Here is a 15,697-nt window from a genome sequence, read left to right as displayed (position 1 = left end):
GACAGCGGCGATAACAAAAGTGTTGGGAGAGAAAGGATTGGCGGAGTACGTAAGTTATGATGAAGTAGCGAAAGCGTCGGAATCGCAAGGAAGAAGAGATGCGTCAAAGATAGTGACGATAGCGGTGAGCCATGTAGAGTATTCGACGAAGAACAGGCATTATGCGCATATAGACTGTCCCGGTCATGCGGATTATGTGAAGAACATGATAACGGTATCGTCTCATCTACCGCCTCCATTAACTTCATTATCGCATCCTCTCCCCCTCCTTCCAACGCCTTTAACGTACTCCGCCAATCCTTTCTCTCCCAACACTTTTGTTATCGCCGCTGTCAATGTTGTCTTCCCATGATCAACATTGACAGCGGCGATAACAAAAGTGTTGGGAGAGAAAGGATTGGCGGAGTACGTAAGTTATGATGAAGTAGCGAAAGCGTCGAATACTCTACATGGCTCACCGCTATCGTCACTATCTTTGACGCATCTCTTCTTCCTTGCGATTCCGACGCTTTCGCTACTTCATCATAACTTACGTACTCCGCCAATCCTTTCTCTCCCAACACTTTTGTTATCGCCGCTGTCNCGTCGAATACTCTACATGGCTCACCGCTATCGTCACTATCTTTGACGCATCTCTTCTTCCTTGCGATTCCGACGCTTTCGCTACTTCATCATAACTTACGTACTCCGCCAATCCTTTCTCTCCCAACACTTTTGTTATCGCCGCTGTCAATGTTGTCTTCCCATGATCAACATGTCCTATCGTCCCTATGTTTACGTGCGGCTTGCTCCTGTCAAATTTCGCTTTCCCCATTTTCTTTTTTACCTCTTATTATGCTTTAGTAATCCTTTCCAATATTTTATCAGCAATTTGCTTTGGAACTTCTTCATAATGCGAAGGCTCCATGCTATAGTTTCCTCTTCCTTGAGTAAGAGACCGGAGTGAGGTTGAATATCCGAACATCTCCGCAAGAGGCACGTTCACTCTGATATGCTGCACTTTATTCTTTGCTTCCATATTTGCAATTTTGCCGCGCCTCGAGTTTAAATCGCCTATTACATCGCCCATATATTCTTCTGGAACAGTTACTTCGGCTTTCATTATAGGTTCTAAAATAATAGGATTTGCTTTTTTGCAAGCATCTTTAAAAGCCATAGAGCCAGCTATTTTAAACGCCATTTCCGACGAGTCGACTTCGTGAAACGAACCATCAATAACGGTAACTTTTACGTCAACTACGGGATATCCTGCCAGCGTTCCCGAAGTCATCGCTTCCTTAACGCCCTTATCTATTGCCGGTATATATTCTCTCGGTATTACTCCGCCGACAATTTTATTTACAAACTCATAGCCCACGCCGGGTCCCTGCGGCTCAACAGTGAGAATAACATGTCCGTACTGTCCGCGTCCGCCGGTCTGTCTAATATATTTTGATTCGGCTTCCTGCGTTTTTTTAATCGTTTCTCTATAGGCAACCTGCGGTCTTCCCACATTTGCCTGCACATTAAACTCTCTTTTCATCCTATCAACAAGAATTTCAAGATGAAGTTCTCCCATACCAGCTATAATAGTCTGATTGGTCTCTTCGTCCGTTCTCACTCTGAACGTCGGATCTTCCTCCGCAAGCCTGTTTAAAGCTATGCCGAGTTTTTCTTCATCAGTTTTAGATTTAGGTTCAATTGCGACGTCGATAACAGGGTCCGGGAAGTCCATAGATTCAAGCATTATAGGCTTTTCTTCATCACATAGAGTATCGCCGGTACTTGTGTTTTTTAAACCCACAGCCGCCGCAATATCTCCCGTACTAACCGATTTTACTTCTTCTCTATTATTTGAATGCATGCGCACTATGCGAGAAATTCTTTCTTTTGTATTTTTTCCGGGATTGTAAACGTATGAACCACTTTCCAAAGTTCCTGAATATATTCTAAAATACGTAAGTTTTCCTATGTAAGGATCCGCTTGAACTTTAAATGCAAGTGCGCTGAAAGGCGCTTTGTCGTCAACTTCTCTGTTGTCTGCGTCGCCGGTTAAAGGATTTATTCCTTTAAACGCCTTCCTGTCAAGCGGTGACGGCAAATAATCGCAAACTGCATCAAGCATAGGTTGCACGCCTTTATTTTTAAAAGCTGTTCCGCAAAGCACCGGAATTAATTTTATTTGGAGAGTCGCATTCCTGATGGCCTGTTTTATCTGGAATAGAGTAGATTCTTTTCCTTCCATAAAGTCATTCATTACATCATCGCTATAATCTGCAATAAGTTCTATCATCTCGCTGCGCATCTTATGAGCTTTTCCTTCTAATTCTTTGGGAATATCCACTATATCAAATTTTGCGCCAAGCTCTTCGCCTGACCATATATGAGCCTTCATTGTCACTAAATCAACTATGCCTTGAAAATTTGATTCTGCACCTATAGGAAGTTGAATAGGAAGAGGCACCGCTCCGAGCTTTTCTTTTATATCGTCTACAACCATAAAGAAATCTGCCCCTATTTTGTCCATTTTATTTGAAAAAACAATTCTCGGAACGCCATATTTATCAGCCTGCCTCCAAACAGTTTCAGATTGCGGTTCGACTCCGTTTCCAGAATCAAATACCACAACCGCTCCGTCTAAAACTCTTAAAGATCTTTCAACTTCCGCCGTAAAATCAACGTGTCCGGGCGTATCTATAATATTGAACTGCATATCTTGCCATTTGCAGTAAGTAGCGGCAGAAGTAATTGTGATGCCTCTTTCTTTCTCCTGCTCCATCCAGTCCATAGTTGCGGCGCCTTCGTGAACTTCGCCGATCTTATGCGTTCTTCCCGTGTAATACAAAATTCTTTCTGTCGTTGTCGTCTTGCCGGCGTCAATATGAGCCGCAATTCCAAAATTCCTAACCTTATTTAAAGGGTATTCTCTAGCCATTTTTCTAAGCCTTTATATCTTTATTCTTATTTTTAATGCACTTCTATTTTCGCAGAATCCGATTTTATGCTATCTAAAATAACCAACTTTGCATATGATCCGATATTTCGTTCCTCTTTAAGAATGCAGCGTCGGAATATCAAAATAACCAACTTTGCCATATGATTTAACAATCCCATTAACTAAACGAATAAAATAGTCGCTCTTTAGACCGTAGGAAGCAGCACGATTTGTTTCGTACAAATAATAAATTAAATACTCAGTTCCATCCTTTGCCGCAGAAGTATTTGGTTTCCCCATTGTATTAAGCACTTCTCTTTTTGTCATCCCTACACTAACGTCATTCATTCTGCCAACCGTAGCACAAGATCCCAACAAAACTAAGAACAAAATTAAAATTATCAATTTTTTCATATATGATATCTCTCTAGAATTACAAACTCTTCGTAAGCAGCACAGGACACAGTTTACTAAAAAACTCTGCTCATAATATTTTTACAAAGAAATTGCTATAATATAAACACAAAACACTCTGCATTCACGCCAAACAAAACCAGATATATTTCACCAAAAAAGTAAATAAGTGAGATTTTACAACACAAAAATGCAAAATAAAACTGCCGTCAATTACCAACGATAATGGGCAAATGCTTTATTTGCTTCCGCCATTTTATGCGTATCTTCTCTCTTTTTTATCGCGGCGCCTTCTTTCTTGCTGGCATCAATAATTTCTTGAGCGAGTCTTTCTCTCATCGGTTTTCCAGTTTTTTTTCTTGCAATTTCTATAAGCCAGTTAATAGCAAGAGTTGTCGAACGAACCAGAGGAACTTCCATAGGAATTTGATATGTGGCTCCGCCGACCCTGCGAGGTCTTACTTCGAGAAGCGGCCTTATATTCTCTAAAGCTCTATCAAAGACTGAAACGGGATCTTCTCCCGTTTTTTCCTTTACTATATCAAAAGAGCCGTACATTATTGATTCCGCTATACTTTTTTTGCCTTCAAAATTGAGTTTACTTATAAATCTGGCTATTACCACTGAACCAAATCTTGAATCCGGTTCGGGCAGACCTCTTTTTTCTTTCGGCTTTAATGCTTTGCGTGGCATATCATCCCTCTTAACATCTAATTTAAAATTTAACATGCCGAATTTTGATTCGGCATTCGTTTTTTACCGTTTTTTTAAACGACAGACTATTTCTTTCTTTAAACAACAGTTTCTGGCTCGACTCAGTACAAAAAATATAACTATAAAAATAATGAAAAGCATCATTTCGCAGCGGGCGTTTTAGCCGCTTTAGCTACTTTAGCTTTTTTAGCTCCGTATTTGCTTCTTCCCTGTTTGCGACCTTCAACTCCAGCCGTATCCAAAGTTCCTCTTATAATATGATAACGAACGCCCGGCAAATCTCTTACTCGACCACCTCGTATAAGCACGAGAGAATGTTCCTGAAGATTATGCCCCACTCCCGGTATATATGAAGAAACTTCATATCCTGACGTGAGTCTAACTCTTGCAACTTTTCTCAAAGCAGAGTTAGGTTTTTTAGGAGTTGTAGTATAAACTCTTGTACAGACGCCTCTTCTCTGCGGGCAACCCTTAAGCGCCGGCGATTTTGTTTTCTTTATTAGATTTTTTCTTCCGTCCGCTATCAATTGATTAATCGTTGGCATTGTTTTGTTTCCTTGAATAAAATTTATCGCTACGGCTCATTTCAACCGACACAAGTCCTGTTCCTGCAGGTATCAAGTGACCTATAGAAACATTTTCTTTCAATCCTCTCAAATAGTCAACCTGTCCTGAAACAGCAGCTTCAGTTAAAATTCTGGTTGTTTCCTGGAAAGATGCAGCAGAAATAAACGAATCCGAAGATAACGAAGCCTTCGTTATGCCTAAAAGAATAGGATGTGCGACGGGAGCTTTTCCTTTTTTCACCTTAACGTCTTCTCTATCTATTTCGTATTTGTATTTTGAAACAATTTCACCGTTAAGATACCTACTGTCTCCCGAATCCGTTATTCTGACATTAGACAACATCTGTCTTACTATTATTTCAATATGTTTATCGTTAATTGACACACCCTGAAGTCTGTAAACCTGCTGAATTTCATTTACAAGATATTCCTGAACTTCTTTCGGTCCTTTGACTTTAAGAATGTCGTGCGGATTTATTGCTCCGTCGGAAAGAGCTTCGCCCTCGTTAACTCTGTCGCCTTCATAAACAACCAAATGTCGTCCCGCATGTATAAGATAACTCTTTTTCATCTTTGTTTCAGGATTTTCAACTTCAACCTTTACGCTACCTTTTGCAGTAGGTCCGCCCAAATGAACTATACCGTCAATCTCCGAAACAACCGCGGCGCTTCTTGGTCTTCTCCCTTCAAACAGTTCGGCGACTCTCGGCAAACCGCCGGTAATATCTTTAGTTTTTGAAACTTCCTGCGGGATTTTTGCCAAAATATCGCCGGAATTAACACTGTCTCCGTCGTATGTGACAAGAGTCGTATCCGCCGGAAGAGGATATTCTACAATACTTTTATTGCCCCTCTTAACAACAATTCTCGGACTCCTCCTGCCAGAAGGATGTTCAATAATAACCCTTTCTATTTGTCCTGTTATTTTTGATTTTTCTCTCTGGAGTGTTACGCCTTCTTTTATATCTATAAAATGCACGATTCCTTCAAATTCCGAAATAATAGGTTTTGAATGCGGATCCCATTTTGCTATCAACACGTTCTTTTTTATTCCTGTCCCGGGATCAGCTTTAATTTTAATTTGCTCCCCGTCGCGCACTTTAATTACCGCTCCGTAAGGTATTTGATAAACCTGTCTGCGATGAACAGGGTATTCCGTATATGCAAGTTCCGCATTTCTACTCAAAACTATGGTCTCGCCGTTTTTGTTTCGAATAGCTTTTAAATTATAATAATCGACTGTTCCGTTATTTTCAGCGTAAATTTCCGAACGCTGAACGACGCGGCTTGCGGCTCCGCCGATATGAAATGTTCTAAGAGTAAGCTGCGTACCCGGTTCGCCGATTGACTGTGCCGCCAGAATACCAACCGCTTCACCCACTTCAACTTGTTCTCCTGTAGCTGGATTTACGCCGTAACATTTTGCGCATACGCCGTGACTGGATTCACATGTTAAAATACTTCTTATACCGATTTTATCAATGCCCGCTTCAACAAGCTTCTTGGCTTCTTTAGGAGTAATAAGTTCTCCCTTTTTTATTATAAGCTCATCGTGAACAACATCCACAATGTTGTCAAGCGCTATTCTACCTACAACACGTTCGTCTATTTTTTCAACCACTTCGTCACCGCTCCGCAGCGTTCCGATAAACACCCCGTTTACAGTTCCGCAGTCTTCTTCTCTTATTACAACGTCATGCGCCACGTCGACAAGTCTTCTTGTAAGATAACCCGCTTCCGCAGTTTTCAAAGCGGTATCAGCCAAACCTTTGCGTCCTCCGTGAGTTGAAATGAAGTACTCAAGCACCGTAAGACCTTCTCTGAAATTTGAGATAATAGGAGTCTCAATAATTTCGCCGACACCACCCGTAAGTTTTTTCTGAGGTTTCGCCATAAGCCCGCGCATACCCGCAAGCTGTCTCACCTGCTGCCTTGAACCTCTTGCTCCAGAATCCGCCATCATAAATATTGAATTGAAACGGTTTTGTCCTTGTTTATAGACTTCCGTTTCCTGTTTGCTCATTTCGTCAAACATTATATCCGCGATTTCATCGGTAACCCTCGTCCAAACATCGATAATTCTGTTGTAACGCTCAGACTCAGTTATCAAACCAAGCCTAGCTTGCTTTTCGATTTCATTGATTTTTGCTTTTGCTTCTCTCACCATATTCTCTTTTTCAAGCGGAACTTTCATTTCATCTATAGAGATAGAAATACCAGCAAGAGTCGCGTATTTATAACCCATTCTTTTTATCTCATCTAAAAGAACGGTAGTTTTAAACTGTCCGAGTTCTTTGTAGCATCTATCGACAAGTATGCCAAGCTCTTTCTTTGTCATACTTTTGTTCTGGTATCCTAAAGCATACGAACCATCGTCATTTTTTGGAAGCTGTTCATTAAATACAATTCTTCCGACAGTCGTATAATTAATAACTTCTTCGCAGTTTTCAGATTTGTAATTTCTCCATTTTTTGACGTCTGACTGTTCGTTGTCTTTAAGTTTTTCGTCTCTTATGCTTGTAATTCCCGCAACTTTAATTCTTGCATGCAGGTCCACTTTCTTCGCTTGATAAGCGCTGATAACTTCATCTACCGATGAAAAGATTTTCCCTTCGCCGGCAACTCCGTACTTTTCTTTCGTAAGATAACAGCTTCCTAAAACCATGTCCTGCGAAGGAACGGCGATAGGTCTTCCCGACGCCGGCGATAAGATATTCCTCGTAGCCATCATCAAAACTTTTGCCTCAAGCTGAGCCTCAAGAGATATAGGCAAGTGGACAGCCATTTGGTCGCCGTCAAAATCTGCGTTAAAAGCGGAACATGTAAGCGGATGGAGTTGTATCGATTTCCCTTCAACTAAAACAGGCTCAAAAGCCTGTATGCCCAATCTGTGAAGCGTCGGGGCTCTGTTTAAAAGAACAGGATGACTTTGCGTAACCCTTTCTAGTATGTTCCACACTTTTACATCGCCTCTCTCAAGCATTCTTCTTGCAGATTTAAGCGTTGCATTTTCCTGTTTTATTAACTCTTTTACAATAAAAGGCTTGAAAAGCTCTAAAGCCATTTCTTTGGGAAGCCCGCATTGATTTAATTTTAGATTGGGTCCTACGACTATAACGCTTCTTCCAGAATAATCAACTCTTTTTCCGAGTAAATTCTGCCTGAAGCGACCCTGCTTGCCTTTAAGCGTGTCCGACAGAGATTTGAGCGGTCTGTTGCCGGCACCCGTCACTGGCTTCGTTCTTGAATCGTTATCTATTAAAGCGTCGACGGCTTCTTGAAGAAGTCTCTTTTCATTATTTATCATAACAGCGGGAGCTTTTAACTGTTCAATATGGCGCAATCTATTATTTCTGTTTATTATTCTTCTATATAAATCGTTTAAATCAGAAGTTGCAAATCTTCCGCCGTCCAAAGCAACTAAAGGTCTTAAATCGGGAGGTATAACAGGAAGAACCGTAAGAACCATCCACTCCGGTCTTGTCTGAGAATTTAAAAATCCTTCGACAACTCTGAGCTTCCTGATAAGTCTCGCTCTTTCAGCATCAGATTTTGTTTTTTTTATTTCCGCATGAATATTTTTCGCTTCTTTGTCCAAATCAATTTCTTCCAGAAGTTTTCTTATGGCTTCCGCGCCGATATTAACTTTCAAATTATTGCCAAACCCGTCTTGAATACTCTTTATATCGCTTTCCTCAAGCAAAGCAAAGTTTTCCGGCTTTGAAAAATTCTTTATAAAAGGAATTTCATTTTTTGATATTTCAACTCTAAGATGCCCTTCATATTTTTTTAAGGCATCGGGATCTTTTCTGAGATTATTATAAACCCCGTCTTTTTCAATATCAAAAAATTCTATTCTGATTTTTTTGTCAGTCTCCGCTACCGAAACCATATTGTCTTTTCCAAATCTCCCGGAGAGAATTTTCTTGATTTCACTGCGTTCTGCCGAACCTAATCCGCTATAATAATATACTGAGTGAGATTTAAAATAAACTTTACGATAAACGCCGCCCCTTTCAATGTTTGCAAGTACCTTCTTTGCGGCTTCGTCAATAGACATTCCATCTGATAAATCAGCTTGATTTTTCATCAGAACCTTAAGCTGTTTCAAAGCTTTTTCTGAATCGGAATCGAGCGCTATCTCTTCAGAAACAAGTCCGTCGAACACGTTTTTGAAGCTGTCTCTCACTGCGGGATTGTTTATTCCGCACTTAAACAAATCAAACTCTTCTACTTTTAAGAGTGTATCTTTCTTGATAAAAAAGGAAACCCCCGCGTGGTCTTTTAAGCTTTCCGTCGCCACATATTTCGCATAGTAAATAACCTTTTCCAAATCGGAAATCTTCATATTCAAAAGTATTCCTATTCTTGAAGGCGGCTTTCTTAAAAACCATAAATGAACTATAGGAACCGCAAGATTAATATGACCGAATCTCTCTCTTCTTACTTTAGATTCAGTCACCTCAACGCCGCATCTGTCGCAGACTGTCCCTTTGTGTTTTATATATTTATACTTTCCGCAGTGACATTCCCAGTCTTTTGTAGGACCAAAAATTCTATCGCAGAACAAACCGTCCCTTTCAGGTTTAAACGTTCTATAATTGATTGTTTCAGATTTTTTAACTTCGCCGTAAGACCAACTCTGTATCTGCTCGGGATTTGCAACGGTTACCCTAACAGCGTCAAAATCAATAAAATTCAGATTGCCCGCTTTTTTCTTTTTGGTTTGAAAGTTTATTTTAGTCATTATTTTTTATCGACACCTTTCATTTTCTTCTGATTATCCTTCTGGCACTCACCGTTAAAAAGTTCAACGTTAAGAGCTAACGCCTTAAGCTCGCTCACCAAAACTTTAAACGATTCTGGAACGCCGGGTCTGGATATCGACTCGCCTTTGACTATTGAGTCATACATTTTCACTCTTCCGTCAACATCATCAGATTTCACAGTCAAAAATTCCTGTAATATATGAGCTGCACCATATCCTTCTATAGCCCACACTTCCATTTCTCCAAATCTCTGTCCTCCAAACTGCGCTTTTCCGCCCAAAGGCTGCCGCGTAATAAGAGAATAAGGTCCTGTGGATCTCGCATGCATTTTATCTTCCACAAGATGGTTCAGCTTCATGACGTACATAACGCCTATCGTCACTTTTTCCATAAACGGTTCGCCGGTTCTCCCGTCATAAAGCGTAATTTTGCAGTCGCTTGTCGGCAGGCTTTCAGCAATAAACTTGTTCAAGGATTCTTTAAGTTCTGCGCCTTTTAGTCCGCGTTCAACCAGCAATTTCTTTTTTTCATCTAATATTTTCGCTTTCGCTTTTTCTATATAATCTTTTATCTGTTCTTCATTCGCGCCGTCAAATACAGGAGTTATCATTTGCATTCCAAGCTCTTTTCCAGCCCAGCCCAACATAATTTCAAGAAGCTGCCCCACATTCATACGCGAAGGAATTGCCAGCGGAGAAAGAACGCAATCAACAGGCGTTCCGTCCGGAAGATGCGGCATATCCTCAACAGGAAGTATCCTCGCAACAATACCTTTGTTGCCGTGCCTTCCCGCAAGTTTATCGCCAACTTGAACTTTGAGTTTCGCAGCGATATAAACCTTTACCGTCTTATTTACCGAAACAGGCAAATCATCGCCTTTCTTAAACCTTTCTTTCTCAGTTTCATAATCGCGCCCTAAAATTTCTTCTTTTGACGCATAAAGAGCTTTTATTTTCACAATTTCGGATTTATTCGCATTTGCAAGACGTTCCTTTTTTTCTTTGCCCAACTTTGCTTTTGCCGCATTGTAAACATCGTGCATTTCTTCTTGTTTTTTCTTTTTTTCCTTGTCCGTAAGTTTCTCAAGCCTCACGAAAGTTCTCACAGCTATAACTTTACCCGATATACCCGGCGGCACTCTAAGCGACGCATCTTGCACATCTTCCGCTTTTTTACCAAACAGCACTCTTAGCAGTCTTTCTTCAGGAGTCGTCTGCTGCTCGCCTTTAGGCGCTGTTTTTCCCACAAGTATATCGCCTCTTTGAACCATTGACCCAACTTTAATTATTCCGTCTTCATCAAGATTTAAAAGATCTTCAGAACCCACGTTCGGAATATCTTTTGTTATTTCTTCAGGACGCTCTTTTGTCTCTCTTGCTTCCACCTTAAATTCTCTAATATGGATAGAAGTAAACTTGTCTTCCTGTATTAATCTCTCGGACAATAACATCGCATCTTCAAAATTATATCCGTCCCAAGGCATATAAGCCACAAGGAGATTTTGTCCAAGCGCAAGCTGTCCTTTGCTTGTCGCCGGACCATCCGCTATTATTTGTCCTTTTTTGACATTGTCGCCCAAAGTGATTAGAGGTTTTTGGTTCATGCATGTATCTTGATTTGAACGCCGATATTTTTTTAATTTATACACTTCTATTTCTTTGTCTTTGGAATAAATTATTATTTCATCGGAAGAAACGGACACAACTTCGCCGTCTGACTTTGAGACTACAACCACGCCAGAATCTCTTGCAACCTTTTCTTCAATGCCGGTTGAAACTAAAGGAGCTTCCGTAAGCAACAGAGGTACTCCCTGTCTTTGCATATTGCAGCCCATCAAAGCGCGGTTAGCGTCATCGTGTTCCAAAAAGGGAATCAGCGCGGCTGAAACCGATATCACCTGCATAGGTGAAATATCCATATAATCAACTTTAGCGGGGGGCTGGAATAAAAAATCATCCCACTTGCGTCCCTGAACTGAATCCGGTAAAATATTTCCTTTATTATCTAAAGGAGTGTTCGCTTGAGCAACAAAAAATTCATCTTCTTTATCAGCGGTCAGATATTCAATTTTATCCGTCGCTCTGCCATTCTCCACTTTTTTGTAAGGCGTTTCTATTAAACCGTAAGAATTTACTCTTGCAAAAGTCGAAAGAGACGTTATTAAACCTATATTCGGACCTTCTGGCGTCTCAATAGGACAAACTCTGCCATAATGGGTATGATGAACATCTCTGACTTCAAAGCCTGCTCTCTTTCTATTTAAACCGCCGGGTCCCAAAGCGGAAAGTCTCCTCTTATGAGTGAGTTCTGCCAGAGGATTTATCTGATCCATAAATTGCGAGAGCTGCGAAGTTCCAAAAAACTTTCTCACTTGGGCTATAAACTGGGTAATATTTGTAAGAGACCTGGGAGTGACATTAGCTTTGTCTTGATTATTCATATGCTCTCTTACGAGCCTTGCCATCTGGACAAGCCCTATTCTTATTTGGTTCTCCAGCAATTCTCCGACTGATCTCACGCGTCTATTGCCTAAATGGTCTATATCGTCTAAACCTATTTTAATGGTCTGGTTATTTTCGGTAAATTCAGTCTCTCCATTATAAAGCATAAGCAGGTATTTCAATGTCGCTACAACATCTTCTCTTGTAAGAGTTCTTCTGGTTTCAGAAGGAATGTTCAAATTAAAATTCTTTTCGTAATATTTAAAAACAGGAGCAAGCTTTTTTAAGATTTTATATCTTCCGACTTTCGTCAAATCATATCTTCTGACAGACTTAAAAAGAAGTTCTTCCAAAAAACCCTGCGCCCTTTCCTGCATAACAAATTCTTGAGTTTTTAAAACTTTATATATCTGGTTAACAGCTTCTTTTTGACTTTTTATAGCATCCTTCTTCAAAGTCAAAAGAATTGAAATATCTTTAAAAACCGTTATTTTAGTAAAACCTTTTTTCTGAAGTTTTTTTATTAAATCTTCTTTTAGCTCTTTGCCGGCATCCGCGATTATTTCGCCCGTATTTTCATCGGAAATATCTTCCGCAATATATTCGGTCGTAAGAGAAGCCATCGCCTTATCCAAAGATATCTCTTTAACTTCTTTGAAAAGATTTAAAATTTCCTCATCTGTCCCAAAACCTAGCGAACGCAGAAAAGTGGTCACAAATATTTTTCTTTTACGGTCGATTCTAACATACAAAATGCCGTTTTGGTCAAACTCAAACTCAACCCATGCCCCTCTGTAAGGTATCATTCTTGCAAAATATAAAGGCTTGCCTAAAACGGTAACTTTTTTTTCTTCATCTTCTTCAAAAATTACTCCCGGAGAACGATGAATTTGACTTACGACAACGCGTTCCGCCCCGTTTATAATAAATGTAGCCGTATCGGTCATTAAAGGAATATCGCCAAAGTATACTTCCTGTTCTGAAAGCTCCCTTTCCATGCCATCTTCTTTCTTATGCATAAGCCTTAATTTTACCTTTAGAGGGAGCGAATACGTGGCATCTCTGGCAATGGACTCCTCAACAGAATATTTCGATTCGCCAAAAGAATAAGAAACATATTCTAAAACCAGACTCCCGTCGGAATTTATCAAAGGAAATATATCCCTGAACGCTCCTTCAAGCCCTTGAAATTTTCTTTTTTCAGGAGCAACATCCTGCTGCAAAAATTCAGCAAAAGAATCTTTCTGCATCTTCAAAAGAAGCGGCGGATCTACCGGAACTCTGATTTTTCCAAAGTCAACTTTATTCATTATTTTTCAACCTGTTCTTTTTTATACATAAATGACAAATAAGCATTCATTATATAATAATAAATATAATTTATCAACTACCATTTGATTTTTCCGACATTTTCTCAGGTTTACTTAAGTTCAACAGTTGCTCCCGCTTCAGTAAGCTTTTTCTTTATTTCCTCAGCTTCGGCTTTTGCAACATTTTCTTTTACAGTCTTAGGAGCGCCGTCAACAAGATCTTTAGCTTCTTTAAGTCCTAATCCCGCAACCTCTCTAACAACTTTAATGACATTGATTTTGCTCGCTCCTATGCTTGCAAGTATGACATTAAATTCTGTTTTTTCTTCAGCAGCACTGCCTGTCTGCACCGCACCCGCCGCAGGAACCGCCGCGACTGCTGCCGGCGCAGCCGCTGATACGCCAAACTTTTCTTCCAATGCCTTTACAAGCTCTGAAAGCTCGATAACCGATAACGAAGAGATTGCTTCAATTAATTGATCTTTTGATAATCCTGCCATTATACTATCCTCCGATTATAACTTTTTTTCACTCTTTATCAGCTGTTTTTCTGCCTTTTTATTCTTGCTCTTACTCTGTCAGGCTGAATCTGATATGCTTCTACTCTACTTTTATCCGATATAGTCTGAAGTTTTCAAACTCCGACTATTTATACGATAGTTTCTTCTCTTAAATTATGAGAAACAGTAAAATAAGAATTTATTCGCTATTTCGCACTGACTATTTCTTTTATTAGTCTCAAAGATACATGCACACAAATCTGTCCTCGCAAAAAGAGAAAAATAAACGGTGTAAATCATGCCGCTTGTTTTTTTGCCGCCGCATCTAATACTGTCACAAGACCTCTGATGTTTGCCGACAACACATTTACAAACCCTGTCACAGTCGCTTTCATACCGCCCAACATTTTTGCAATAAGTACTTCTTTTGAAGGAAGCACTGACAACTGTTCAATGGTTGCTGCGCTGACAAATTTCCCTTCCAGAAAACCCGCTTTGACTTTTAACTTTGTGTGCGCTTTTGCAAATTCCATAACAACCTTTGCAGGAGATATAATATCTCCACTTTCAATGACAAGAGCTGTCGGTCCTGAAAAATTTTCACTTATTTCAATCCCGATTTCTTTAAAAGCTATTTCACTTAAAGTATTTTTAACAACAGTGTACTCGCTGTCAAAAGAACGGAGTTTTGAACGAAGATCCGAAATCTCTTCCACCGTAAGACCGCGGTATTCCGTCAATATCAAACCTCTCATAGTTTTAAATTTTTCAGTTAAACTTTTTACAGTCTCTTGATTTTTTACATTCGGCATACTTTGCTCCCTGCGTTATATTTTTCATATAACAAAAAAAACTTCCCATGAGAGAAGTTTAGATTTAAAATAATGAGTTCTTCGTCTCGGTAAGACAAGGACACGCCGTCCCTTTTTAATATCTTTTGAGATATCTTACTGTCTTTGACTTTAAATTTTTTTATCCGTCGTAATTAAATTTGAGTATATGGGCTTTCTAGATTATTGTCGCTACGTTCTCAGGAATAATTGATAAAAGAACCTTTCCTCGCAGATTAAAATCTGCGGGGAAAGATGTAATCCGGCAGCAACCTACTCTCCCGGGACCCTGCGGTCCAAGTACCATCGGCCCTGATGGGCTTAACTTCCGAGTTCGGAATGATATCGGGTGTGTCCCCATCGGAATAACCACCGGAAATAATTTTATGAACATCACTGAAAAACTTAATAGCTTTTTGTCGTGCTGAAATATCGAATCTTTAAAGCATTCGCTTTTTTTGAACAATGTCCATCAGATTAAGATTTCATAACAAGACTGTTCCATCTTTCAGAATAACAAACGCTCAGGTAAATCTGCATTAGTAAATTTAATAACTTCAATCTGTTCTCGCAAAATACTCTATACTGTCATTTAGACAATATTCATGGCTGTAAAATCTGCGATGACAAATAATCTATCGTCATAAAAAAATCTAATCAAAAAATATAAAGCGTAAAAAGTCTTAAAAAAATGCGACCAAGCCAGACGGGCGATTAGTACTGGTTAGCTACATACATTACTGTACTTCCACTCCCAGCCTATCAAACTTGTAGTCTACAAGTGCCCTTCAGGGAAACCTTATCTTGAGGCGAGTTTCACACTTATATGCTTTCAGTGTTTATCTCATCCATACTTGGCTACTCGGCAATGCTCCTGGCGGAACAACCGAAACACCAGAGGTATGTTCATTCCGGTCCTCTCGTACTAAGAACGAGTCCTCTCAAGTTTCCTGCGCCCACGGTAGATAGAGACCGTACTGTCTCACGACGTACTGAACCCAGCTCGCGTACCCCTTTAATTGGCGAACAGCCAAACCCTTGGGACCTACTCCAGCCCCAGGATGGGATGAGCCGACATCGAGGTGCCAAACTTTCTCGTCGATATGGACTCTCGGAGAAAATAAGCCTGTTATCCCCGGGGTAGCTTTTATCCGTTGAGCGACGGCAATTCCACACTGAACCGCCGGATCACTAGTTCCTGCTTTCGCATCTGCTCGACCTGTTTGTCTTGCAGTTAAG

Annotated in this window: 9 protein-coding genes, 2 rRNA genes and 2 pseudogenes; 1 reads left to right on the top strand and 12 read right to left on the bottom strand. The window is 40.1% G+C overall.

Annotated elements, in window-relative coordinates; translation table 11 throughout:
• Window positions 1-229 (top strand): annotated as a pseudogene (locus tag LE179_RS06255) (GTP-binding protein); the annotation flags it as partial.
• A gap of 103 nt (window positions 230-332) precedes the next feature.
• Here the strand turns inward: LE179_RS06255 and LE179_RS06250 are convergent.
• The 12 genes and pseudogenes from LE179_RS06250 to LE179_RS06195 all read right to left on the bottom strand — a co-directional run.
• A complete protein-coding gene (locus tag LE179_RS06250; RefSeq protein ID WP_374129518.1) occupies window positions 333-563 on the bottom strand; it encodes a hypothetical protein in 231 nt (76 codons plus the stop codon).
• Window positions 564-574: 11 nt separating this feature from the next.
• Window positions 575-814: pseudogene (locus LE179_RS06245) on the bottom strand (GTP-binding protein); the annotation flags it as partial.
• An 18-nt stretch (window positions 815-832) separates the two neighbouring features.
• Entirely contained in the window at window positions 833-2,914 is a 2,082-nt protein-coding gene (gene fusA, locus LE179_RS06240) for an elongation factor G (RefSeq protein WP_374129517.1), read from the bottom strand.
• Window positions 2,915-3,031: 117 nt separating this feature from the next.
• Complete coding sequence (gene bamE, locus LE179_RS06235; RefSeq protein ID WP_374129516.1) at window positions 3,032-3,328, bottom strand: outer membrane protein assembly factor BamE; 297 nt, start codon at window positions 3,326-3,328, stop codon at window positions 3,032-3,034.
• Between the two features lie 213 nt (window positions 3,329-3,541).
• On the bottom strand, window positions 3,542-4,021 hold the full coding sequence (gene rpsG / locus LE179_RS06230; protein ID WP_374129515.1) for a 30S ribosomal protein S7: 480 nt from the start codon (window positions 4,019-4,021) through the stop codon (window positions 3,542-3,544).
• Between the two features lie 161 nt (window positions 4,022-4,182).
• On the bottom strand, window positions 4,183-4,587 hold the full coding sequence (gene rpsL / locus LE179_RS06225; protein ID WP_374129514.1) for a 30S ribosomal protein S12: 405 nt from the start codon (window positions 4,585-4,587) through the stop codon (window positions 4,183-4,185).
• A complete protein-coding gene (rpoC, locus tag LE179_RS06220) occupies window positions 4,574-9,355 on the bottom strand; it encodes a DNA-directed RNA polymerase subunit beta' (protein ID WP_374129513.1) in 4,782 nt (1,593 codons plus the stop codon). Before rpoC ends, rpsL begins: the two co-directional genes overlap by 14 nt.
• Window positions 9,355-13,128 carry a DNA-directed RNA polymerase subunit beta gene (gene rpoB / locus LE179_RS06215; protein WP_374129512.1) on the bottom strand — a complete coding sequence of 1,258 codons (3,774 nt, stop codon included), beginning with the start codon at window positions 13,126-13,128 and terminating at the stop codon, window positions 9,355-9,357. Before rpoB ends, rpoC begins: the two co-directional genes overlap by 1 nt.
• A gap of 110 nt (window positions 13,129-13,238) precedes the next feature.
• A complete protein-coding gene (rplL, locus tag LE179_RS06210; RefSeq protein ID WP_374129511.1) occupies window positions 13,239-13,628 on the bottom strand; it encodes a 50S ribosomal protein L7/L12 in 390 nt (129 codons plus the stop codon).
• 296 nt (window positions 13,629-13,924) lie between these two features.
• The gene (gene rplJ / locus LE179_RS06205) at window positions 13,925-14,440 is read right to left on the bottom strand and encodes a 50S ribosomal protein L10 (protein ID WP_374129510.1); all 516 of its coding nucleotides are present in this window, start codon (window positions 14,438-14,440) and stop codon (window positions 13,925-13,927) included.
• Window positions 14,441-14,718: 278 nt separating this feature from the next.
• Window positions 14,719-14,835 (bottom strand): 5S ribosomal RNA (gene rrf / locus LE179_RS06200).
• A 316-nt stretch (window positions 14,836-15,151) separates the two neighbouring features.
• Window positions 15,152-15,697: ribosomal RNA gene (locus LE179_RS06195) — 23S ribosomal RNA — on the bottom strand; the annotation flags it as partial.

Origin of the sequence: Candidatus Endomicrobiellum agilis, from assembly GCF_020328115.1 — a bacterium.
In the GTDB taxonomy this organism is placed as follows: domain Bacteria; phylum Elusimicrobiota; class Endomicrobiia; order Endomicrobiales; family Endomicrobiaceae; genus Endomicrobiellum; species Endomicrobiellum agilis.
The sequence above is the reverse complement of the archived record's forward strand: the minus strand, read 5'-3'. Positions and strand labels throughout refer to the sequence as shown.